This is a genomic window from Phenylobacterium sp., assembly GCF_016124325.1.
Taxonomy (GTDB): domain Bacteria; phylum Pseudomonadota; class Alphaproteobacteria; order Caulobacterales; family Caulobacteraceae; genus Phenylobacterium.
On record NZ_WGNY01000031.1, the window covers coordinates 1 to 21,352 of the forward strand.

A 21,352-nucleotide genomic window follows, 5' to 3' on the forward strand; every position below is an offset into this window, starting at 1 on the left:
AGATACGTCAGGCGCCGGCTCGATGAAACAAGACATCCACCCCGACTACCACTTCATCACCGTGGTGATGACGGACGGCACCACCTACAAGACGCGGTCGACCTACGGCAAGGAAGGCGACACGCTGAACCTGGACATCGACCCGAAGACGCACCCGGCGTGGACCGGCGGCGGTCACCAGCTGCTCGACCGCGGAGGCCGCGTGTCGCGCTTCAACGCCAAGTTCGGCGCCTTCACGCGCAAGTAGCCGTCTCATCCCGGCGAAGGCCGGGATCCAGAATCACGAACGCCGCGGAGTCTCCTCCGCGGCGTTTTTCGTGTTTTCCGTGGTTGCTAGAGCCCGTCAGGGTGAAGTGGATACCGGTTCACCCGCCCGGACGGGCTCCATATGCTTGAAGATCGAGCCTTCTCGTCCGGATCAGGTGATTCCACCTGATCCGGGAAGGCTCTACCCGCCGAAGGCGGTCTTCAGCCGGTCCAGGTGGCCCAGCACCGGATTGGACGGCCCGCCCTCCGCGCCTTCCAGGTACATGCGCCGGTCGAGATGGCGCACGCGCTCGTAGAGGCGCTCGGCCCGGTCGGCCAGGCGGATGAGGCCGCGGGGCAGCTCGTTCTGGGCGGCCTCGGTCTCGGCCGAGCGCGAAACCGCCTCGCCGTTCAGCCGGTAGCGGTCCTCGCAGGCGGAGGCCGGGGCCATGTCGCCTTCGCGCACGGCCCGCTGCACCAGCAGCCACGAGGCCACCTGCATCAGGCGCGTGGTCAGGCGCATGCTCTCGGCGGCGTAGGCGAGCGCGGCGTTGCGCGACAGCAGCTTGGATTCCTGGCGACCCTCGCCGTCGAGGTAGGTGGCGGTCTCCTCGACCAGCTCCATCCCCTCGTGGAAGGTTCGCTCGAACAGTTCGGAGCGCGCGAAGTCCTGGATGACGTCGTCGCGCCAATCGGAGGTCTGGAGGTCGGCCATCGCGTCCACCCTACATCAACCTTGGTTTCCGCGAATTGAACGAATCGCCGCGGCTTGCGTCCTCGGCTGCAACCGGCGTGCCAGGGCGCGTCAGCCGGCCCGCGGCGCGAAGAGCGCGTCGGCGGCGGCCCGGCCGGACCGCTTCTTCTCGATCTGGGCGGTGACGCGCGCGGCCTCGGCCTGCAGGATCTCCAGGCGTTCCTCCAGCTCGGCCACGCCGTAGAGCTCGAGGTCCTCGCGGGTGGCCTCCAGCAGGCGCTGGCCGCGCCCTGTCCGGACTTCAGCAGGCTCATCCATCGTCGAACCCTCCTTTGCGTCCCCCGAACGGCGCATTATCTGAGCCTCCCGTCCCGCCGAAGGCAAGTTTCAGGATCGAGCCATGACCAGCCCGCTGGAAGCCGAAACCATGACCGCGATCGCCGTCGAGGGAGGCCGCGGGCCAGCCTCGGCCCTGACCCCGGCGCGGCTTCCCCTGCCGCAGCCCGGCCCGGGCCAGATCCTCATCCAGGTGCGCGCCGCCGGCGTGAACCGGCCCGACATCGTGCAGCGGATGGGCATGTATCCGCCGCCGCCCGGCGCGCCCGACACCCTGGGCCTGGAGGTCGCCGGCGTGGTGGCGCGCGACGGCGGGCGCTGGAAGGCCGGCGACAAGGTCTGCGCCCTGCTGGGCGGCGGCGGCTACGCCGAGTACGCGGTCTGCGACGCGCGTCACGCCCTGCCGATCCCCGACGGCCTGTCGTTCGAGGAGGCGGCCGGCCTGCCCGAGACGGTCTTCACCGTCTACGCCAACGTCTTCGAGCACGGCGCGCTGAAGGCCGGCGAGACCCTGCTGGTCCACGGCGCGACCTCTGGCATCGGCGTCACCGCCATCCAGATGGCCAAGGCCGCCGGCGCCAAGGTGATCGCCACCGCCCGCGGCGCCGACAAGGCGAAGGCGGCGCTGGCCTTGGGCGCCGACGTGGCCGTCGACGCCACCGCCGAGGACTTCGCCGAGGTCGCCAAGCGCGAGGGCGGCGTGGACGTGGCGCTCGACATGGTCGGCGGCGACTACTTCGCCAAGGACCTCGATGCGCTCAAGACCGGCGGCCGCATCGTCTACATCGCCGCCCAGGGCGGCGGCGAGGTCGCCCTGCCGATCTTCCGCCTGATGCAGAAGCGCGCGGTGGTGACGGGTTCGACGCTCCGCCCCCGCGACGCCGACGAGAAGGCGCGCCTGGCCGCCGAGGTCGAGCGGGTGGTCTGGCCGTGGGTCGCCGCCGGCAAGGTCAAGGCCAAGGTCGACCGCACCTTCCCGCTCGAAGAGGCCGCCGCCGCCCACGCCTACCTGGAAGGCGGCGCCCATGTCGGCAAGGTGGTCCTGACGGTCGGCTGATCTTTCCCTCCCCTTCATGGGGAGGGTGGCGACCTCGGACCTTGTCCGGGGTCGACGGGTGGGGAATTCGAATCCTCCGGCGTCACGCCGGGTTCCAGGCCGGGTTTCCCCACCCTGGCGGCTGCGCCGCCTGTCCCTCCCCATGAAGGGGAGGGAAAGTCCACGTTACTTCTCGAAGACGCCCATCAGCAGCGGGCGCACGAACACCGAGGCGACCGCCTTGGGCCGCACATCGATCACCGAATAGCCCATGTCGGCGCAGGCGTTCAGCGTCGCCGTCAGCATCTGCGAGGCGATGAACGGGTCCACCGGGCGGATCGAACCTTCGGCGATCCCGTCGGCGAACATCGAGCCGAACCGGTCCGAGACGCGGTTGGAGTGGTCCAGCATCACCTTGCGCATCTGCTCGGGCAGGGCCGTCAGGGCGTTGGTGCGCAGCAGCGGCCCATAGTCGGAGAGCTGGAACTCGGCGAGCGCCGCGGCGCAGGCCGAGATCTTGTCCCACTGGTCGCCCGGCAGCTCCATCGCCAGGCGCTGGGCGCGCCGCATGACCTCGAAGCTGCGCTCGAAGCAGTCGACCACGAGGTCGTCCTTGGCGTCGTTGTGGTGGTAGAAGCTGCCCTTGGTGACGTTGAGCTCGGCCGAGATCTTGTCGACCGAGGCGCCGCGGTAGCCGCGCCGGTTGATGAGGCGCGTGGCGGCCAGCAGGAACGTCTCGCGCGCCCGCTCCGAGCCGGTTCCCGCCACCAGCTTGTCCATGGTGATGGGCGCCGGGGTCCAGGTCGCGCCCTCGACCGCGACGCCGTTGACCAGGATGTCCATCATCCGGTCGCGGATCCGCGGATAGTCCTCGGGGTCGAACTTAGAGAGCCAGGCGCCGCCCCAGAACACGTGCTCCAGGATCATGCGCGTGCGCGCCGTGCGCCGGCCGCGCGACATCCACATCAGGTCGGGATGGTCGAAGATCTGCCGCGCCTTGCGGAACAGGCGGCCGTAGGCCTGCTGCACCTCCTCCCGGCGGGGCGAGGACAGCGCCCGCAATTCGGTGATGATCGGCAGCGGCGGATGCGCGCCGATGGCGATCTGGCGCAGGGTGTCGAGGTAGCGGGTGAGGAAGCCGTGCAGCCGCTCCTGCGGCGTGGCCGCGCGAACGGCGAGGTCGGCCAGGTCGTGCAGGGTGTCGATCCCGCGGGTGATGCAGGCGGCCGCAAGGTCGTCCTTGCGCTTGAAGTAGTAGGTGACGCTGGTCGTCGAGAGGTCGACGGCCGTGGCCGTGGCGCCCAGGGTAAGGCCCCGGATTCCCTTGCGGTTCAGGATCTCGGTGGCGGCGTCGAGAATGGCTTCACGCTTCCGCTCGAACCGGTGCGTGCATTTCGCCGCCGCGCTGCGTTGGGCCATCGACGCGTACTTCCTCTTCGAAGCCCTTCTTTGACCCCGAAAATCCGGCGTCGCCAAGGCGTAACGTCACGGAAAGCGCAAGGCGGCGCGGGTCGCCTGGATTTCGAACCGGGCGCGCTAAGTGTCTGAGAAGCCAAAGGGCGCGCTGGTGCGCCGGATGTCGTCGGGCAGGATCTGGCGCCCGATCGGCGGCGCCGATCGGGCGGTGCATTCGGTGCGGTGGCAGATGCGGCAGGTCACCCCGATCGGCGTCGCCGCCTCCGGGGCCGGCGCGCCGGGCCCCTGGGTGTAGATCAGCCGCCCGGCGTGTTCGGCCGCGCAGCCCAGGGCGATGGCCCGCTCCACCCGCGACTTTCCGAAGCCGCCGCCGCCGGCGGTCACCGTGCGGGCGATCGAGAAGAATCGCTGGCCGTCGGGCAGCTCCAGCCATTGGGTGATGATCTGGCGCGGCGTGCGGAACGCCTGGTGCACGTTCCAGAGCGGGCAACCGCCGCCGTGGCGGGCGAAGGGAAAGCCGGCGCTGTCCAGCCGCTTGGAGACGTTGCCGGCCTCGTCCACGCGGATGAAGAAGAACGGCAGCCGCTCCTGGCCGGGCTTCTGCAGGGTGGTGAGGCGGTGGGCTACCTGTTCGAAGCTGGCGCCGAACTGCCGCGACAGGGCCTCGATGTCGTAGCGCCGCGTCTCCACGGCCCGGGCGAACGCCGAATAGGGCATCATCACCGCCGCCGCGGCGTAGGAGGCCAGGGCGCGGCGGGTCAGGCGCTCGCCGCTCTCGGTGGCGAAGCTGCCCTCGGCGAGGACGGCGTCCACCTCGTCCGAGAGCTCCAGATAGGCGAGCTGCAGCGCGAGCTGGAACGACTGGCTGGCGTTGTCGAGCTCGTCGCTCAGCAGGACCTCGCGGCGGTGGCGGTCCAGCCTGCGGGTCGAGCCCACCATCACCTCGGGCGGCAGGCGGCGCACGCGCAGGCCATGGCGGGCCTTGAAATAGGCGGCCATGCCGTCGTGGCCGGCCACCGCCTGGGCGAGGCGCTCGGCCGCGTCGTCCAGGGTCGGGAAGCTGTTGCGGCGCGCCTCCAGGAAGCGGCGCGATTCCGCCACCGGATCGGAAAGATCGGGCGAGCGGTCGGCCGCCTCGGCGTCGACGCCCCGGTCGGCCAGGGCGAGCTGCTCCTCGCGGTAGGAGGTGTAGAGCCGCAGGAACGCCTCGGTGACACCCGGAAAGTTGGTGGTGACGTCGGCGGTCTCGAGCGTCGGCAGGTCGATGTCGGCGAACATCGGATCCTTGAGCACCGCCTGCAGCCGCGCGGTGTCGTCCGACCCGGTGTCGCGGGCCAGGGCCGCCATGTCGATCTTGTAGGTCTGCGCCAGCCGCAGCAGCACTTCGGCGCTGAGCGGGCGGTGGTTGCGCTCCAGGAGGGCGACGTACGAGGCCGAGACGTCGAGGTCCCGAGCCATGTCGGCCTGGGTCAGCCCCAGGTCGCGGCGCAGGCGGCGCAGGCTGGGTCCCACATAGAGGCGGCGGTCGGCGGGCATGTCAGGTCTCGTCCATGTGAGACCTTACAACATTACAGAGAAATCGTGTAAAGTTTGACACCTGCACCCCGCGCGCTCTCCACAGGGCGGCCGGGAGCCTGTTACGCGCCGCGGGACATTCGGTTTTCCCCTAAGGACGCGTGACATGGCCTATCAGGACCACATCATCGAGATGAGCCAGCTCATCAAGAGCAAGAACGGCACGTGGGATGGCATCAATCCCGAGGCCGTGGCGCGCATGCGCCTGCAGAACCGGTTCAAGACCGGCCTCGAGATCGCCAAGTACACCGCCGGGATCATGCGCGAGGACATGGCGGCCTACGACGCCGACCCGGCCAACTACACCCAGTCGCTGGGCTGCTGGCACGGTTTCATCGCCCAGCAGAAGCTGATCTCCATCAAGAAGCACTTCGGCACGACGAAGCAGCGCTACATCTACCTCTCGGGCTGGATGGTCGCCGCGCTGCGCTCGGAGTTCGGCCCGCTGCCGGACCAGTCGATGCACGAGAAGACCTCGGTGCCGGCGCTGATCGAGGAGATCTACACCTTCCTCAAGCAGGCCGACGCCCGTGAACTGGGCGGCATGTTCCGCGACCTCGACGCCGCCCGCGCGGCCGGCGACAAGGCGAAGGAACAGAAGCTGATCGACGCGATCGACAACTACGAGACCCACGTGGTGCCGATCATCGCCGACATCGACGCCGGCTTCGGCAACGCCGAGGCCACCTACCTGCTGGCCAAGAAGATGATCGAGGCGGGCGCCTGCGCCCTGCAGATCGAGAACCAGGTCTCCGACGAAAAGCAGTGCGGCCACCAGGACGGCAAGGTCACGGTCCCGCACGAGGACTTCCTGGCGAAGGTCCGCGCCTGCCGCTACGCCTTCCTGGAGCTGGGCGTCGACAACGGCGTCGTGGTCACCCGCACCGACAGCCTCGGCGCCGGCCTCACCAAGCAGATCGCCGTCAGCCACCAGCCGGGCGACATCGGCGACCAATACAACAGCTTCCTCGACTGCGAGGAGATCGCGCCGGCCGACATGAAGAACGGCGACGTGGTCCTGAACCGCAATGGCAAGCTGCTGCGTCCCAAGCGCCTGCCGTCCAACCTGTTCCAGTTCCGCGAAGGCACCGGGGCCGACCGCTGCGTGCTCGACTGCATCACCTCGCTGCAGAACGGCGCCGACCTGCTGTGGATCGAGACCGAGAAGCCGCACATCGAGCAGATCGCCTCGATGGTCGACCGCATCCGCGAAGTCGTCCCGAACGCCAAGCTGGCCTACAACAACAGCCCGTCGTTCAACTGGACGCTCAACTTCCGCCAGCAGGTGTACGACGCCTGGAAGGCCGAAGGTAAGGACGTGTCGGCCTACGACCGCGCCGGCCTGATGAGCGTGGAGTACGACGCCACCGAGCTGGCCGCCGAGGCGGACGAGAAGATCCGCACCTTCCAGCGCGACGCGGCCAAGCGGGCGGGCATCTTCCACCACCTGATCACCCTGCCGACCTACCACACGGCCGCGCTCAGCACCGACAACCTGGCCAAGGAGTACTTCGGCGACCAGGCGATGCTGGGCTACGTGAAGGGCGTCCAGCGCCAGGAGATCCGTCAGGGCATCGCCTGCGTGAAGCACCAGAACATGTCGGGCTCCGACATCGGCGACGATCACAAGGAATACTTCGCCGGCGACGCGGCCCTGAAGGCCGGCGGCGTTCACAACACCATGAACCAGTTCGCCTGACACACGGCGGACTGCCCAGTTGACTTCGGGCGGTCCGAGGCGTTCGCCTCGGGCCGCTCCCTTTTTTTGATCTGCCAGGGGTTCGGTAAGGCGCATGGATATCGGGAAGAGCCTGTCGGTCGACGATCTGCTGCACGCGTTCGTGGAGCGTGAACTGCTGCCGGGGACGGGGATCGAGCCGTCCGCCTTCTGGTCCGCGCTCGAGGCGATCCTCGCCGACTTCACGCCCAGGAACCTGGCGCTGCTGCGCCGCCGCGACGAGCTGCAGGAACTGATCGACGCCTGGTGGCGCGAGCGCCGCGGCAAGCCCGTGGACGTGGCCGAGGAGACGGCGTTCCTGGCCCGCATCGGCTATCTGATGGCCGATCCCGAGCCCTTCCAGATCGGCACCCAGAACGTCGATCCCGAGATCGCCCAGGTGGCCGGACCCCAGCTGGTGGTGCCGGTCTCCAACGGCCGCTATGCGCTGAACGCCGCCAACGCCCGCTGGGGCAGCCTCTACGACGCCCTCTACGGCACGGACGCCATCGAGCCGCCGACCGGCGGCAAGGGCTACGATCCCGTGCGCGGCGCCAAGGTGATCGCCTACGCCCGCGCCTTCCTCGACCGCGCCGCGCCGCTGGCCTCGGGCTCGCACGCCGACGCCGCGGCCTATGCGGTGAAGGACGGCGTCCTGGTCGTGAGCCTTCCGAGCGGCGAGACGGGCCTGGCCGATCCGGCGCAGTTCAAGGGCTGGCGCGGCACCGCCGCCCTGCCCGAGGCGGTGCTGCTGGGCCACAACGGCCTGCACATGGAGATCCAGATCGACCGCGCCCACTCGATCGGCAAGGACGATCCGGCTGGTGTCAGCGACGTGCTGATGGAATCGGCCCTGACCGCCATCCAGGACTGCGAGGACTCGGTCTCCGCCGTCGACGCCGAGGACAAGGTGGGCGTCTACCGCAACTGGCTGGGCCTGATGCGCGGCGACCTGTCGGCCACCTTCGCCAAGGGCGGCTCCACCCAGACCCGCCGCCTCGACCCCGACCGCGCCTACGCCACGCCGGGCGGCGGCGAGCTCACCCTGCGGGGCCGCTCGCTGATGCTGGTGCGCAACGTCGGCCACCACATGACCACCGACGCGGTGCGCTTCGACGGCGAGCCGGCGTTCGAGACCGCCGTCGACGCCCTGATCACCGTCGCCGCGGCGCTGCACGACCTCAAGGGGCCCCGCCGCAACAGCCCGGCCGGCTCGGTCTATGTGGTGAAGCCCAAGATGCACGGGCCCGACGAGGTCGCCCTGGCCGTGCGCCTGTTCGACCTGGTCGAGGACGCGCTGGGTCTCGCCCGCAACACGGTGAAGATCGGCATCATGGACGAGGAGCGCCGCACCAGCGCGAACCTCAAGGCCTGCATCTTGGCGGCGAAGGATCGCGTGGTGTTCATCAACACCGGCTTCCTCGACCGCACCGGCGACGAGATCCACACCGCCATGGAAGCCGGCCCGATGATGCGCAAAGACGCCATCAAGGCCGAGCCGTGGCTCGTCGCCTACGAGAAGCGCAACGTCGAGGCGGGCCTCTCCACCGGCTTCCGCGGCCGCGCCCAGATCGGCAAGGGCATGTGGGCCGCGCCCGACATGATGGCCGACATGCTGAAGGCCAAGATCGGCCACCCGAAGGCCGGCGCCAACACCGCCTGGACGCCCTCGCCCACGGCGGCCACCCTGCACGCGCTCCACTACCATGAGGTCGATGTGCCGGCGCTGCAGGCCCAGATGGCGGCGGCCGGGACCTCGACGGGGACCGACGAGCTGCTCACCCCGCCGCTGGCCAAGTCCAACTGGAGCCCGGCCGACGTGCAGCAGGAGCTGGACAACAACGCCCAGGGCATCCTGGGCTACGTGGTCCGCTGGGTCGACCAGGGCGTCGGCTGCTCCAAGGTGCCCGACATCCACGACGTGGGCCTGATGGAAGACCGCGCCACCCTGCGCATCTCCAGCCAGCACATCGCCAACTGGCTGCACCACGGCGTCTGCACCGAAGCCCAGGTGCGCGAGACCATGCTGCGGATGGCCAAGGTGGTCGACGGCCAGAACGCCGACGATCCCGCCTACACGCCCATGGCCCCCGACCCCGATGCCAGCATCGCCTTCCAGGCGGCGCTCGACTTGGTGTTCAAGGGCCGCGAGCAGCCCAACGGCTATACTGAGCACATCCTCACGCGCCGCCGGCGCGAGCGGAAGGCCCAGGCGGCCAAGGTGTCCGAAACTGCGTGATCCTTTCCCTCCCCCGCGTGGGGAGGGCGACTCGCCGAAGGCGAGCGGGGTGGGGCGCTACCCCTCCGCCACCAGGTCGCGGTAGGCGCGCCAGCTCGCCAGGCCCAGCCAGGGGAACACCACGATCAGCGCGGCGAAGCCGGTCGCCGCGCTGCCCAGCGTCAGCGCCGCCAGGATGAAGGCCCACAGCAGCATCGGGACGAAGTTCTGGTTCACGGCCCGCACGCTGGTGACCGTCGCCTCGAAGACGGAACGGCCGCGGTCCAGCAGCATGGGCGCCGAGACCACCACCAGGCAGTAGGTCAGGAAGGCGATCGCCCCGCCGATGGCCGAGCCCACCACCATCATGCGCCGGCCCTCGCCCGTGTTCAGCGCGAAGTCGGCGAACGCGGCCACCGTGCGGTGGATCTGGAAGGTCGAGAGGCCATAGACGATCTGGGCCACCTGGCCCCAGATGAAGAAGATCATCAGCAGCGCCAGGCCCAGGTAGGCCACGTCCTGGCGGTAGGCCTGCGGCACGATGAAGGTGGAGGCCAGGGTCGGCCGTTCCCCGGCCTCCAGCCGGCGGCCGGTCTCGTAGGGCCCCATGGCCAGCACCGGCGCCACGAACACGAAGCCGCAGGTGAGGATGAAGGCCCAATAGGCGAGGTTGGTCAGGACCAGGGCCGCGCCGACGCCGGCGCAGCAGGCCGCCGCCAGCAGGCCGCAGGCCAGGTTCGGCGCCCAGGCGGCCCACAGGTCGCGCCAGCCGTCCGCCAGCCAGCGGAACGGCGCCATGGGCCCGACCGTATTGACCGCGGGCAGCCGCGACGTCGTCGACATGCCATCCTCCCTTGCCCCGCTCTTTGGCGAGGTCGCGGACGGCAGGGTCCGGCGCCGGCGGCAAGCTGCGCCTTGAGCGATGTCAAACCCGACATCCCTCCCCATGAAGGGGAGGGAAAGCTACTGCTTCTGCAGCCAGCCGCCGCCGTCGGGCTTGTAGTATTCGCCCGGTTTCAGCTTGGCCATGACCACCGTCTTGAAGGCGGCCGCGCCGGCCGCTTCCACCGGCACGCCGTTCTTGGCGGCCGCCTGGCGGTAGAGCGCCGCCCGGCCGGCGTTGATGTCGGCGACGGCGCCCTTCAGGGCCTCGTCGCCGGTGGGCTTCACGAAGCCGAGGAAGCCGTCGGACTGTTCGCCGACGATCCCCTGCGTCTTGGCCTGGTCGACGAGGCTCTTGGAATCCATGGCGATCGCGGCGGCGGGGGTAAGGGCCAGGGCCGCGAGCACCGCGGCGGTGATGGTCGTATCGAAACGCATGTTCGTCTCCCCTCCGTCAGAAGAGCTCGGGGTTCTTCTGGATCAAGGCCTTCACGTCCTCGTCCAGTTGCAGCCGGACGTTGGCGTCCAGCTTGGCGTAGATGGTGATGGGCGCCACCTCCACCCGCACGGTGGGGGTGCAGGCGGCCAGTCCCGCCATCGCGGGGACGCCGAGCGCCAGGGCGGCCAGCGCGGGAATCGCGCCTCTCATGGGGTGGTCTCCGTCATCTCGTCTCCAATGCTGAGGCGTTGCGGCTGAACCGCGCCTGAACCGTGCAGCCGCCGATAGTCGCCGTAGTCGGCCAGCAGGTCATCCAGGTTCAATGTCGTGTCCAGCGTGAGGTTCACCCCGGTGCCGGACGGCAGGGGCAGCTTGCGGCCCAGGAACTTGCGCCGGATCAGGTCCATGAGCGGCAGCCGGATCTCCTGGTGCTTCGGCGGATCGAACTTGCCGACGATGTGGAACAGCACGCCGAGGCGGCCGTCGTCGCGGCTGGCGATCGAGGCTTCCAGGGTGTCGAACGCCAGGTGCTCCATGGCCTGGTAGGCGAAGTCGGTGAAGGTGTCGTTCGGGCTGACGGGGCCGCCGGTTCCGGGCGCGGCCATGGCGCCGGCGGCCTGGACGCCCATGATCGCCGCCCGGTCGATCGACAGCCGGCCCGGCGCGATGGCCTTCAGCTCGCCGCCGGTGACGCGTACCTGGTCGCCCGTGGCGGTGAAGGGCAGCCGCCCGCTCACCCGCGCGTCCAGCTCCACCCGGTCGCCGAAGGGCGAGGCCTCGACGATGTCGTGCAGCTGCACGCCGTCCACCAGAAGGACGCCCGTCATGGCCGCCGTCGGATCGAACGGCACGTCCAGCTTCTCCACCCGCACCTTGCCGCCGCCGACGGTCGCCTCGCCGCCCGCCACCCGCAGCATCTCGCCCGCGACCGTGAAACGCGCGTCGATATCGGTCACCGGGACCACGGCGTCGAGGCGGGCGATGTGCAGGTCCTGGTCCGCCGCGGCCTCCAGCGGGGCCAGGCTGCTGAAGTCGAGCACGCCGCTCAGGTTCTCCACGCGGCCGGCCGCGCTCTGGAAGTCCAGCCGCGGGATCTCCAACCGGCCCGAACTGGTCACTTCCTGGGCGTTCCAGTCGAAGCGGCCCTTGAAGACCACCCGGCCCTCGGCCGGCGAGCCGACGGCCTGGGCGAGGGGCGAAATGGCGCCAGGCTGCAGCCCGCCCGCGGCGAAGCGGAGTTCCCCCGTCTCGATCTCGACGCCGCCGCCGGTCAGGCTGTCGTGCGCCAGGTGGGCGTGCGCCACGTGCAGTCCGCCGGGGAGGGCTGTGTCGAAGTCGGCCCGCCAGACATCGCCGGTGAGGTTCGCCTGTCCGGTCAGGGACAGCGGATTGAATCGCGGCTTGGGCGCGGTGTCCTCGATGCGCGCCGTCTCGATGGCGATGTCGGCGGTGGGCCGGGCGCCGTGGCCGCTGGCCGAAACCCGCGCGACGCCGCCCGTGGCGCGGGCCTGCAGGAAGGGGATGGTCGCCGCGACGCCTTCCGCGCGGCCCTGCGCCCGCCAGTCGCCGCCGGCGAAGCTCGCGAGCGGACCGCCGGTCGGGCAGAAGCGGCCGGAGACGTCGCGTGCGTCGTTGGCCCCGAACTCCAGCCGCGCGGCGGCGAAGGCGGCGCAGTCCGACGCGGTGAAGGTGAGCCGCCCGCCGGCCATGGCCAGCGTCCCGGCGGCGTCGATCCCGCCGCCGCGTACGACGCCGAAGGCGAGGTCGCCGGCCTTGATGTGTCCGCGCGCCGTCAGCCGGTCCCCGGCCAGGGCGAACCGCGCCACGTCGGCCTCCACACGCGGCAGGCCCCCACCCGAGGCCGTCAGGCGAAAGGCGCCGCCGTCCGGGCCGAAGACCGGGCTGCGGCCGCGGCCTGCGAGCTCGACCCGGCCGCCCCGATCGGGCGTCAGCCGCGCGGGCCGGGGCAGGGCGACCGTGACGCCGACGTCGGCGAGACTCACTCGCACGTCCTGCGCGCCGAACCGGAAGCCCGCCGCCGCCTGCTTGAGCGCCGCCAGGCTGGGCGCGTCGTCGCCGCGCGCAGGGCCCAGGCCGCGCCAGGCCGCGTGGCCGTCGGCCGTGACGGCGAGATCGCCGCGCAGGCCGGCCCGGTTGGCCGAGACCGCGCCCTTGGCCGTCGCCGCCGCCGTCGCGATCCGCAGGCCGGACGCCTCGGCGTCCGCCGCCTCGGCCGACAGCGTGATCTGCCCCGAAGCTCGGTCGCCGCCGTCGCGGGTCCAGCGCGCGTCCTCGGCCCGCAGCGCGATGTGCGCGGCGCCCGCCCGCATGCCGGGGCCCTGGGCGCCCGCCGTCCGCAGATCGGCCGCCGCGACGCCCGCCAGCGCGAGATCGGCGAGACCGCCCTTCGCCGTTCCCTTGAATGTGGCCGTGACGGCCGGCCGGTCGACCGAGCGCCCGTCCATCTCCGCCGAGGCGGCCGCAAGGCTGGCGTTCGCCGCGACCGCGCCATCGACCCGCCCGCGCGCCATGTCGGGGTAGGGCGCCTGCACGGCGAGCCGCAGCCGCGCCTGGCGCATCCGCGCGTCGCCCGCGCCGGCGGTCTTGAGCGGCGCGTCGAAACGGATGTCAGCCCGGTCGCCACGCACCACGAGGTTCACGGACGCCTGGCCCAGCTCGGCGGCGAACCCGGGTCCCGCCAGCCGCGCGGGGGCCGTCACGGCGGTCAACCGCCGCAGCCTGCCGTCCTCCACGGCGGCGTCGGCCGTCAGGTCGAGCGCGCCGTAGTCGGTGGCGAGCGACAGCCGCCCGCCCTCGATCGTGATCTTCGGCTTCGGCGCGTCCGGGCGAGGGGGCCGGCTCAGGAATTCGCGGATGAGGGGATCGAGCGACCCGACGCTCAGGCGGCCGTCGTGGAGGGCGGCGCGCAAGGCCGGCCGCTGCAGGTCCACCGAGTCCACCACGATCCCATGGATCGTCAGCCGGTACCCGACGTCGGCCTCGTCGACCGTGAGGATGGGATTGTCCGCGGGCCCGATCCGCAGGCCCGCCGTGAAGCGGGTCGGCCCGAACGCCTTCACCTCCACATGCGAAGCCACGCCGCGGCCCTTCAGCCAGCCGGTCAGCGCCTCGCGCACCAGGGCCTTGCGGTTCAGCCAGGGCGTGACGACCGCGAAGACCAACAGCACCACGCCCACCGCCAGCAGGCGACGGGCGGACCAGCGGCGATGTCGCGGGGCGGTGGGTTCGGTCACGATCTCGGCTTCAGGCGTCCTTCCCCCTTGATAAGGGGAATCGCGTCGATCGCGTGACCGTTCCCGTCACCACGACCTAGGCCGAGGCGGCGCCCAGGGTGGCCAGCGCCACGCCGCCGTCCACGGCGATGGTCTCGCCCACCACGTAGTCGCCCGCGCGGCTGGCCAGATAGATCGCCACGCCCTGCATGTCCTCGTCCGTGCCGATGCGGCGCGACGGGATGAACTTGGCCACTTCGTCGCCGTGGTCGCGGGCGGTGCGGTTCATGTCCGAGGCGAAGGCGCCGGGCGCGATGGCGCTCATGACGATGTTGTCGCGGATCAGGCGCGCGGCCATGCGGCGGGTCAGGTAGATCAGGCCCGCCTTGGAGGCGTGGTACGAATAGGTCTCCTGCGGGTTCAGCCGGATGCCGTCGATCGAGGCGATGTTGATCACCTTGGCCGGCTTCTCGTGCGTGCCCGCCTTGGCCAGGGTCTTGTGCAGCGCCTGGGTCAGGAAGAACGGCGATTTCAGGTTGAGGTTCAGCACCTTGTCCCAGCCGCTCTCGGGGAACTCGTCGAACTCCGCGCCCCAGGCCGCGCCGGCGTTGTTGAGCAGGATGTCCAGCTTGTCCTCGTGGCTCAGGTAGCGCTCGGTCAGCGCCTTGCAGCCTTCCACGGTGGAGATGTCGACCGGGATCGAGACGCATTGCGGGCCCAGCTCGGCGGCCGTGGCGTCGCACTGGTCGATCTTGCGCGACGAGATGTAGACCTTGCGGCAGCCGGCCTCGAGGAACCCCCGCGCGATCATCTTGCCGATGCCGCGCGAGCCACCGGTGACCAGCGCCACGCGCCCGTCGAGTGAGAACAGATTCATCGCCATTTGGGGTTCCCCTTCCCTTTCGTTGCGGCAGTCCGGCAAGCTCGGCAATCCCTTGTGGGACAATTGACTTGGCCTCGCCTGCCGAGGCCTATAACACGCGTTTGAATTTCATGGCCGCCAGATTTTTGAACGAGCGGTCCGCACACCATTTCGAGGAAGCCAGATGACCGAGATCAATTCGGTGACCACGCTCACCCGCGAAGGCGACGTGGCGATCGTGACCCTCAACTCGCCGCCGGTGAATGCGCTGTCGTTCAATGTGCGCGACGGCCTCTACGAGGGCTTCAAGCAGGCGATCGCGTCCGACGCCAAGGCCATCGTCCTGATCTGCGACGGCCGCACCTTCATCGCCGGCGCCGACATCACCGAGTTCGGCGGGGCGTCCAAGGGCGCCAGCCTGTTCGACGTCCAGGCGACGATGGAGAGTTCGCCCAAGCCGGTGGTCGCCGCGATCCACGGCACGGCGCTGGGCGGCGGCCTGGAAGTGGCCCTGTGCGCCCACTACCGCGTGGCCGTCCCCTCGGCGCGCCTCGGCCTGCCGGAAGTGGCCTTGGGCCTGCTGCCGGGCGCCGGCGGCACCCAACGCCTGCCCCGGGTGGTGGGCGTCGAGAACGCGCTGGAAATGATGACCTCGGGCCGCCATGTGCCGGCCCCGGAAGCCGCCAAGCTGGGCCTCGTCGACGAGCTGGTCGAGGAAGGCAAGCTGAAGGACGGCGCCCTGGCCTTCGCCAAGAAGTGCGTCGCCGAAAACAAGCCGCTGGTGAAGATCAGCGAGAACAACACCAAGCTGGAGGCCGCCAAGGGCCACCCCGAGATCTTCGCCGAGCTCCGCAAGAAGAACGCCCGCAAGTTCCGCGGCTTCGACGCGCCGGAAGCCAACATCAAGTGCATCGAGGCGGCGGTGAATTCGGCCACCTTCGAAGAGGGCCTGAAGACCGAGCGCCAGCTGTTCATGGGCCTGATGGGCGGCAGCCAGTCGGCGGCCCAGCGCTACTACTTCTTCGCCGAACGCCAGGCCCAGAAGATCCCCGACGTGCCGGACGACGTGCCGGTCCGCGAGATCAAGCGGGTGGGCGTCCTGGGCGCCGGCACCATGGGCGGCGGCATCTCGATGAACTTCGCCAACATCGGCATCCCGGTGACGATCGTCGAGGTGAAGCAGGAGGCCCTCGATCGCGGCCTCTCGGTGATCCAGAAGAACTACGAGCGTTCGCGCGGCGCCAAGCCCGAGGAGACCGCCCGGCGGATGAGCATGCTCACCGGCACGCTCGACTTCGACGCCCTGGCCGACTGCGACCTCATCATCGAGGCCGTGTTCGAGCGCATGGACATCAAGAAGGACGTCTTCGCCCGCCTCGACAAGGTGGCCAAGCCCGGCGCGATCCTGGCCTCGAACACCAGCTACCTGAACGTCGACGAGATCGCCTCGGCCACCAGCCGGCCGCAGGACGTCATCGGCCTGCACTTCTTCTCGCCGGCCAACGTCATGAAGCTGCTGGAGGTCATCCGCGGCGAGAAGACCGCCAAGGACGTGATCGCCACCTCGATGAAGCTGGCCAAGAAGATCGGTAAGGTCGCCGTCCTGGCCGGCGTCTGCCCGGGCTTCATCGGCAACCGCATGCTCAGCCAGCGCCAGCGCGAGGCCCAGAAGCTGGTGCTGGAAGGCGCCATGCCCTGGGACGTGGACCGCGTGCTCTACGACTTCGGCTTCCCCATGGGCCCGTTCGCCATGAGCGATCTGGCCGGCCTCGACATCGGCTGGGTGAAGGAGAACTCGAAGGGCGAGACCATCCGCGACGTGCTCTGCGAGATGGACCGCCGCGGCCAGAAGACCGGCGCGGGCTACTACGACTACGACGAGAACCGCACGGCCAAGCCCAGCCCGGTCACCGAGAAGATCATCAACGACTTCATCGTCAAGAGCGGGCGCAACCCGCGCAAGATCAGCGACGAGGAGATCCTGGAACGCTGCGTCTTCCCGATGATCAACGAGGGCGTGAAGATCCTCGAGGAAGGCAAGGCCATCCGCGCCAGCGACATCGACGTGGTCTGGGTCAACGGCTACGGCTGGCCGGTCTATCGCGGCGGCCCGATGTTCTACGGCGACCTGATCGGCGGCCCCGAGAAGGTGCTGGCCAAGATGAAGGAATTCCAGGGCGCCATGGGCGACGACTTCAAGCCCGCCGCCCTGCTCGAGAAGCTGGTCGCCGACGGAAAGAAGTTCGGCGACCTCAAGGGCTGACGACCAATCGGGCGGGCGGGCGGTTCGGCCCTCCCGCCCTCTTTTCACCCGAAAACCTCACCCAACGTAAAGCAGGACCTCCCCCAATGCGTGAAGCCGTCATCGTCGCCGCCAAGCGGACACCCATCGGCAAGGCCTACCGCGGCGCCTTCAACAACACCTACGGCGCGACGCTCGCGGCCCAGTCGATCAAAGCGGTCGTCGAGCAGGCGGGCGTCGATCCGGGCGAAATCGACGACGTGGCCATGGGCTCGGCCCTGCAACAGGGCACGACCGGGAACAACATCGCCCGCCAGGCGGCCCTGCGCGCCGGCCTGCCCAACACCGTCTCCGGCATGACCATCGACCGCCAGTGCTCCTCGGGCCTGATGGGTATCGCCACGGCGGCCAAGTACATCATCAACGACGGCGCCCCGATCGCCATCGGCGGCGGCGTCGAGTCGATCAGCCTGGTCCAGAACGCCAACATGAACGGCTTCATGGCCCGCGATCCCTGGCTCACCGAGAACGTCCCCGAGATCTGGACCTCGATGATCGAGACCGCCGAGATCGTCGCCGAGCGCTACGGCGTCAGCCGCGAGGCGCAGGACGAGTACGCGCTCCAGTCCCAGCAGCGCACCGCCCAGGCCCAATCGGAAGGCCGCTTCGCCGACGAGATCGTCCCGGTGACCACGGTGATGAAGGTGCTGGTCAACAAGGAGACCGGCGAGACGGCGGACAAGGAAATCACCATCGCCGCCGACGAGGGCAACCGGCCCCAGACCACGCTCGCCGACCTGCAGAAGCTGAATCCCGTCTTCAAGGGCGGCCGCTATGTGAAGGAAGGCAAGTTCGTCACCGCCGGCAACGCCAGCCAGCTTTCCGACGGCTCGGCCGCCGTGCTGCTGATGGAAGCCAAGGAAGCCGAGAAGCGCGGCCTGAAGGCCCTGGGCGCCTATCGCGGCATGGCCGTGGCCGGCTGCGGCCCTGAGGAAATGGGCATCGGCCCGGTCTTCGCGATCCCGAAGCTGCTGGAACGCAACGGCCTGACCGTCGACGACATCGGCATCTGGGAGCTGAACGAGGCCTTCGCCTCGCAGGTGCTCTACTGCCGCGACAAGCTTGGCATCGACCCGGCCAAGTACAACGTCTCGGGCGGCTCGATCTCGATCGGCCACCCCTACGGCATGACCGGCGCCCGCTGCACCGCCCACGTTCTCTATGAAGGCAAGCGCCGTGGCGCCAAGTATGGCGTGGTCACCATGTGCGTCGGCGGCGGCATGGGCGCCGCAGGACTTTTCGAAATCTTCTGATCTCGAGATCCTCCCCCCTAGGGGGAGGGGGACCACGAAGTGGTGGAGGGGGTCCGCTCAAACGCCCGAGCGGACCCCCTCACCGGCTTTGCCGGAATTTCTAGACCCTTACGCCGTCATCCCAGGCCCTGTGCCTGGGATCCCTCGTCCCGCCACACCACGCGGCCCGGAGAGGGATCCTCGCCACAAGGGCGAGGATGACGGGACCGCCTCAGTTGGCGGCCTTGAACTCGGTCTCGATCTTCAGGGTGACCTCGTCGCCGATGTACGGGACGTAGGTCTTCACGCCGAAGTCCGAGCGCTTCAGCACCGCCTCGCCGTCGAAGCCCAGCGAGTACTTCTTGTCGATCGGGTTGACGCCCGCCTGGTTGAAGGTCGCGTGCACCACCACCGGCTTGGTCACGCCGTGCAGGGTGAGGTCGCCGGTGATGTCGGCGGTCGTCTCGCCGGTCACCTTCACCGAGGTGGCCTTGAAGGTCGCCTGCGGGAACTGGGCGACGTCGAGGAAGTCGGCCGACTTCACGTGGGTGTCCAGGGCCGGGTTCAGCGTGCCGAGCGAGGCGGTGTCGACCGTCACGTCCAGCTTCGCCGCCGTCGGCGTCTTGGGATCGACGGTCAGGGTCCCGTCCACCTTGGCGAACTGCCCGACGTAGGTGGAGAAGCCGAAGTGGCTGAGCGACCAAGTGATCTTGGAGTGGCCGGGGTCGAGGACGTAGGTCCCGGCGCGGACCTCGGCCGGGGCGTGGGTGAACCCGCCCTGGGCCCAGGTGGCGGAGACGGGCGCGAGCACGACGGCGGCGGCGAGGCCGAAGGCGGCGATCTTCAGGGTCTGGCGCACGGGGGACCTTTCTCTTCGAGTTGCGAAGCGGGAACGTAGGACGCGAGCGTGTGGGTGATAATGACCCTGCGCGGCGCGAAACTGATGCCACATCGGAAACAATCCGGGGCTCGCTCCGCGGCGCGGGGTCTGCGAAAGTCGCCGGAAAACGAGGGGACGCCGGGGTGAAGGGTATCGTTCTTTGGGCCGCCGCCATGGCTGCGGCGCTGGGGCTGGCCGCGTGCGGGCCGCAGGGCGTCGACGGCCGGCGCATCGAGGCGGCCAAGGCCTCCGACTGGCTGAGCTACGGCCGCACCTACGACGAGCAGCGCTTCTCGCCGCTCGATCAGGTGAACCGCGACACGGCGAGCCGCCTGGGCGTGGCGTGGTGGGCCGAGTTCGACACCGACCGGGGTCAGGAGGCGACGCCGCTGGTGGCCGACGGGGTGCTCTACACCACCACCGCCTGGTCCAAGGTCTACGCCTTCGACGCCGCCACCGGGAAACGACTCTGGACCTACGATCCGCAGGTCCCGGGCGAGAAGGGCTTCAACGCCTGCTGCGACGTGGTCAACCGCGGCGTCGCGCTCTGGGGCGGCCGCGCCTATGTGGGCACGATCGATGGCCGGCTGATCGCGCTGGACGCCAAGACCGGCAAGGTCGCCTGGACCGTGCAGACCACCGACCCGGCCCTGCCCTACACCATCACCGGCGCGCCCCGGGCGGTGAAGGGCAAGATCCTCATCGGCAACGGCGGGGCCGAATACCCCGTGCGCGGCTACGTCTCGGCCTATGACGCGGCCACCGGCAAGCTTGCCTGGCGCTTCCACTTCACGCCCAATCCGAAGAACGCGCCCGACGGCGCGGCCTCCGACAAGGTGCTGCACGACGTGGCCTACGCCACCTGGGGCGACGGCGCCTGGAAGCTTGGCGGCGGCGGCGCCACGCCGTGGGACGCCATCACCTACGATCCCAAGGACGACCTCGTCTTCATCGGCACCGGCAACGCCGGGCCGTGGGACGGGAACATCCGCTCGGGCGGCCAGGGCGACAACCTGTTCGCCGCCTCCATCGTCGCCCTGCGCCCCGACACCGGCGAGTATGTCTGGCACTACCAGACCACCCCGCGCGACGACTGGGATTACGACGCCGTCCAGCAGCTGATGGTGGCCGACCTGCCGATCAGCGGGCAGACGCGCCGCGTCGTGATGCAGGCCAACAAGAACGGCTTCTTCTACGTGCTGGACGCGGCCACCGGGAAGCTGGTCTCGGCCGAGAAGTTCATTCCCGCCAACTGGGCCGAGCGCGTCGACCTCGCCACCGGCCGGCCCGTCGAGGCGCCCGGCGCGCGCTACCACGGCGAGGAGGCGAGCCGGCAGACCCCCGGCGCGCTCGGCGGCCATAACTGGCAGCCCATGGCGTTCAGCCCGACCGAGGGCCTGGTCTACATCCCTGCCCAGATCTCTCAGGGCTCCTACGCCGATCCCGGCGAGTTCCGCTTCACGCCCGGCGCCTGGAACACCGCCATGCGCCGGGGCGATCCCAAGCCCGGCGACGCGGCGCTGAAGGTGACGCTGGGCTCGGCCGCTGACGTGCCGCCCAAGGGGGAGCTGCTGGCCTGGGATCCGGTCGCCCAGAAGGCCCGCTGGAGCGTTCCCTTCCCGCAGTCCTGGCGCAGCGGCGTGCTGGCGACGGCGGGGGGGCTGGTCTTCCACGCCGCCGGCCACGAGTTCATCGCCTTCGACGCGGCCACGGGCAAGCCGCTCTGGCGCTACGACGCCGGCGCCGATCCGATCGCAGCGGCCTCGACCTACGCCATCAAGGGCGAGCAGTACGTGGCCCTGATGGTGGGGTACGGCGGCGCCGGCGGCATGGGCGGCGACCAGCCGCGCCGGCCCGGCCGGCTGCTGGTGTTCAAGCTGGACGGCAAGGTCTCGCCGCCGCCCTACGCGGAGCCGCCCGAACATCCGCTGCTCGACCTGGCCGCCGCCACGCCTTCGAAGGGCGACAAGGCGCGCGGCGAGGGGCTGTACCTGCAGTTCTGCGCCCAGTGCCACGGGCGCGGCGCCTTCCTGCCGAACCTCACGCGCTCGCCCGCGATCCTGGAGCCCGACGGCTTCCAGTCCATCGTCATCGGAGGCGCTCTGAAGCCGCACGGCATGGCACCGTTCAAGCGCTTCTTCGACGAGGCGGGCGCGGAGGACCTGCGGGCCTATCTGCTGGACCAGGCGGAGCATCCGCCGGCCGAGGCGGCCACGGCCGCGCCCGATCACGCGCGGTAGGGCCCATCTCCTCTCCCCCCGCGAAGCGAGGGGATAGGGGAAGG

At 70.0% G+C, this 21,352-nt stretch carries 17 protein-coding genes; 7 read left to right on the forward strand and 10 right to left on the reverse strand.

The genetic code is table 11. The annotated features are described in order from the left end of the window. Nucleotides 1-22: 22 nt before the first annotated feature. Nucleotides 23-247, forward strand: coding sequence for a 50S ribosomal protein L31 (gene rpmE, locus GC203_RS17925; protein WP_293457540.1), 225 nt, complete (start codon nt 23-25; stop codon nt 245-247). A 201-nt stretch (nt 248-448) separates the two neighbouring features. Here the strand turns inward: rpmE and GC203_RS17930 are convergent, their stop codons facing one another. After that, nucleotides 449-961 carry a DUF1465 family protein gene (locus GC203_RS17930; protein WP_293457489.1) on the reverse strand — a complete coding sequence of 171 codons (513 nt, stop codon included), beginning with the start codon at nt 959-961 and terminating at the stop codon, nt 449-451. Nucleotides 962-1,051: 90 nt separating this feature from the next. Beyond that, nucleotides 1,052-1,258: a DUF1192 domain-containing protein gene (locus GC203_RS17935; protein ID WP_293457491.1), complete on the reverse strand. Its 207-nt coding sequence runs from the start codon at nt 1,256-1,258 to the stop codon at nt 1,052-1,054. An 82-nt stretch (nt 1,259-1,340) separates the two neighbouring features. On the opposite strand from GC203_RS17935, the gene GC203_RS17940 reads away from it, so the two are divergent. Further along, entirely contained in the window at nt 1,341-2,333 is a 993-nt protein-coding gene (locus tag GC203_RS17940) for an NAD(P)H-quinone oxidoreductase (protein WP_293457494.1), read from the forward strand. A gap of 165 nt (nt 2,334-2,498) precedes the next feature. On the opposite strand, the gene GC203_RS17945 is transcribed toward GC203_RS17940, so the two are convergent. Both GC203_RS17945 and GC203_RS17950 read right to left on the reverse strand, forming a co-directional pair. Then, nucleotides 2,499-3,731, reverse strand: coding sequence for a TetR/AcrR family transcriptional regulator (locus GC203_RS17945; RefSeq protein WP_293457497.1), 1,233 nt, complete (start codon nt 3,729-3,731; stop codon nt 2,499-2,501). 117 nt (nt 3,732-3,848) lie between these two features. Beyond that, a complete protein-coding gene (locus GC203_RS17950; protein ID WP_293457500.1) occupies nt 3,849-5,264 on the reverse strand; it encodes a helix-turn-helix transcriptional regulator in 1,416 nt (471 codons plus the stop codon). A 145-nt stretch (nt 5,265-5,409) separates the two neighbouring features. Between GC203_RS17950 and GC203_RS17955 the strand changes: the two genes are divergently transcribed. Then, nucleotides 5,410-7,002: an isocitrate lyase gene (locus GC203_RS17955; RefSeq protein WP_293457503.1), complete on the forward strand. Its 1,593-nt coding sequence runs from the start codon at nt 5,410-5,412 to the stop codon at nt 7,000-7,002. Between the two features lie 94 nt (nt 7,003-7,096). Next, a complete protein-coding gene (locus GC203_RS17960; protein ID WP_293457505.1) occupies nt 7,097-9,259 on the forward strand; it encodes a malate synthase G in 2,163 nt (720 codons plus the stop codon). Between the two features lie 57 nt (nt 9,260-9,316). Here the strand turns inward: GC203_RS17960 and GC203_RS17965 are convergent, their stop codons facing one another. The 5 genes from GC203_RS17965 to GC203_RS17985 form a co-directional block, all read right to left on the reverse strand. Further along, complete coding sequence (locus GC203_RS17965; protein ID WP_293457508.1) at nt 9,317-10,081, reverse strand: DUF2189 domain-containing protein; 765 nt, start codon at nt 10,079-10,081, stop codon at nt 9,317-9,319. 120 nt (nt 10,082-10,201) lie between these two features. After that, a complete protein-coding gene (locus tag GC203_RS17970; RefSeq protein WP_293457511.1) occupies nt 10,202-10,558 on the reverse strand; it encodes a YdbL family protein in 357 nt (118 codons plus the stop codon). A 16-nt stretch (nt 10,559-10,574) separates the two neighbouring features. Then, nucleotides 10,575-10,769 carry a YnbE family lipoprotein gene (locus tag GC203_RS17975; RefSeq protein ID WP_293457513.1) on the reverse strand — a complete coding sequence of 65 codons (195 nt, stop codon included), beginning with the start codon at nt 10,767-10,769 and terminating at the stop codon, nt 10,575-10,577. After that, a complete protein-coding gene (locus tag GC203_RS17980; protein ID WP_293457515.1) occupies nt 10,766-13,813 on the reverse strand; it encodes a YdbH domain-containing protein in 3,048 nt (1,015 codons plus the stop codon). Before GC203_RS17980 ends, GC203_RS17975 begins: the two co-directional genes overlap by 4 nt. A gap of 76 nt (nt 13,814-13,889) precedes the next feature. After that, nucleotides 13,890-14,675 (reverse strand): SDR family oxidoreductase, encoded by a 786-nt coding sequence (locus tag GC203_RS17985; RefSeq protein ID WP_293457517.1) that lies wholly within the window; start codon nt 14,673-14,675, stop codon nt 13,890-13,892. 163 nt (nt 14,676-14,838) lie between these two features. On the opposite strand from GC203_RS17985, the gene GC203_RS17990 reads away from it, so the two are divergent. Both GC203_RS17990 and GC203_RS17995 read left to right on the forward strand, forming a co-directional pair. Continuing rightward, nucleotides 14,839-16,917 (forward strand): 3-hydroxyacyl-CoA dehydrogenase NAD-binding domain-containing protein, encoded by a 2,079-nt coding sequence (locus GC203_RS17990; RefSeq protein ID WP_293457519.1) that lies wholly within the window; start codon nt 14,839-14,841, stop codon nt 16,915-16,917. 86 nt (nt 16,918-17,003) lie between these two features. Then, nucleotides 17,004-18,209: an acetyl-CoA C-acyltransferase gene (locus GC203_RS17995; RefSeq protein WP_293457521.1), complete on the forward strand. Its 1,206-nt coding sequence runs from the start codon at nt 17,004-17,006 to the stop codon at nt 18,207-18,209. Nucleotides 18,210-18,420: 211 nt separating this feature from the next. Here GC203_RS17995 and GC203_RS18000 read toward each other — a convergent pair whose 3' ends face one another. Beyond that, the gene (locus GC203_RS18000; protein ID WP_293457523.1) at nt 18,421-19,047 is read right to left on the reverse strand and encodes a YceI family protein; all 627 of its coding nucleotides are present in this window, start codon (nt 19,045-19,047) and stop codon (nt 18,421-18,423) included. A 164-nt stretch (nt 19,048-19,211) separates the two neighbouring features. On the opposite strand from GC203_RS18000, the gene GC203_RS18005 reads away from it, so the two are divergent. Then, entirely contained in the window at nt 19,212-21,308 is a 2,097-nt protein-coding gene (locus GC203_RS18005; RefSeq protein WP_293457526.1) for a PQQ-dependent dehydrogenase, methanol/ethanol family, read from the forward strand. Nucleotides 21,309-21,352 lie beyond the last annotated feature (44 nt).

Bases quoted from the DNA above. Each gene is read 5' to 3' on its own strand.
- rpmE (WP_293457540.1), top strand. From the start codon at position 23: ATGAAACAAGACATCCACCCCGACTACCACTTCATCACCGTGGTGATG.
- GC203_RS17930 (WP_293457489.1), bottom strand. From the start codon at position 961: ATGGCCGACCTCCAGACCTCCGATTGGCGCGACGACGTCATCCAGGAC.
- GC203_RS17935 (WP_293457491.1), bottom strand. From the start codon at position 1,258: ATGGATGAGCCTGCTGAAGTCCGGACAGGGCGCGGCCAGCGCCTGCTG.
- GC203_RS17940 (WP_293457494.1), top strand. From the start codon at position 1,341: ATGACCAGCCCGCTGGAAGCCGAAACCATGACCGCGATCGCCGTCGAG.
- GC203_RS17945 (WP_293457497.1), bottom strand. From the start codon at position 3,731: ATGGCCCAACGCAGCGCGGCGGCGAAATGCACGCACCGGTTCGAGCGG.
- GC203_RS17950 (WP_293457500.1), bottom strand. From the start codon at position 5,264: ATGCCCGCCGACCGCCGCCTCTATGTGGGACCCAGCCTGCGCCGCCTG.
- GC203_RS17955 (WP_293457503.1), top strand. From the start codon at position 5,410: ATGGCCTATCAGGACCACATCATCGAGATGAGCCAGCTCATCAAGAGC.
- GC203_RS17960 (WP_293457505.1), top strand. From the start codon at position 7,097: ATGGATATCGGGAAGAGCCTGTCGGTCGACGATCTGCTGCACGCGTTC.
- GC203_RS17965 (WP_293457508.1), bottom strand. From the start codon at position 10,081: ATGTCGACGACGTCGCGGCTGCCCGCGGTCAATACGGTCGGGCCCATG.
- GC203_RS17970 (WP_293457511.1), bottom strand. From the start codon at position 10,558: ATGCGTTTCGATACGACCATCACCGCCGCGGTGCTCGCGGCCCTGGCC.
- GC203_RS17975 (WP_293457513.1), bottom strand. From the start codon at position 10,769: ATGAGAGGCGCGATTCCCGCGCTGGCCGCCCTGGCGCTCGGCGTCCCC.
- GC203_RS17985 (WP_293457517.1), bottom strand. From the start codon at position 14,675: ATGGCGATGAATCTGTTCTCACTCGACGGGCGCGTGGCGCTGGTCACC.
- GC203_RS17990 (WP_293457519.1), top strand. From the start codon at position 14,839: ATGACCGAGATCAATTCGGTGACCACGCTCACCCGCGAAGGCGACGTG.
- GC203_RS17995 (WP_293457521.1), top strand. From the start codon at position 17,004: ATGCGTGAAGCCGTCATCGTCGCCGCCAAGCGGACACCCATCGGCAAG.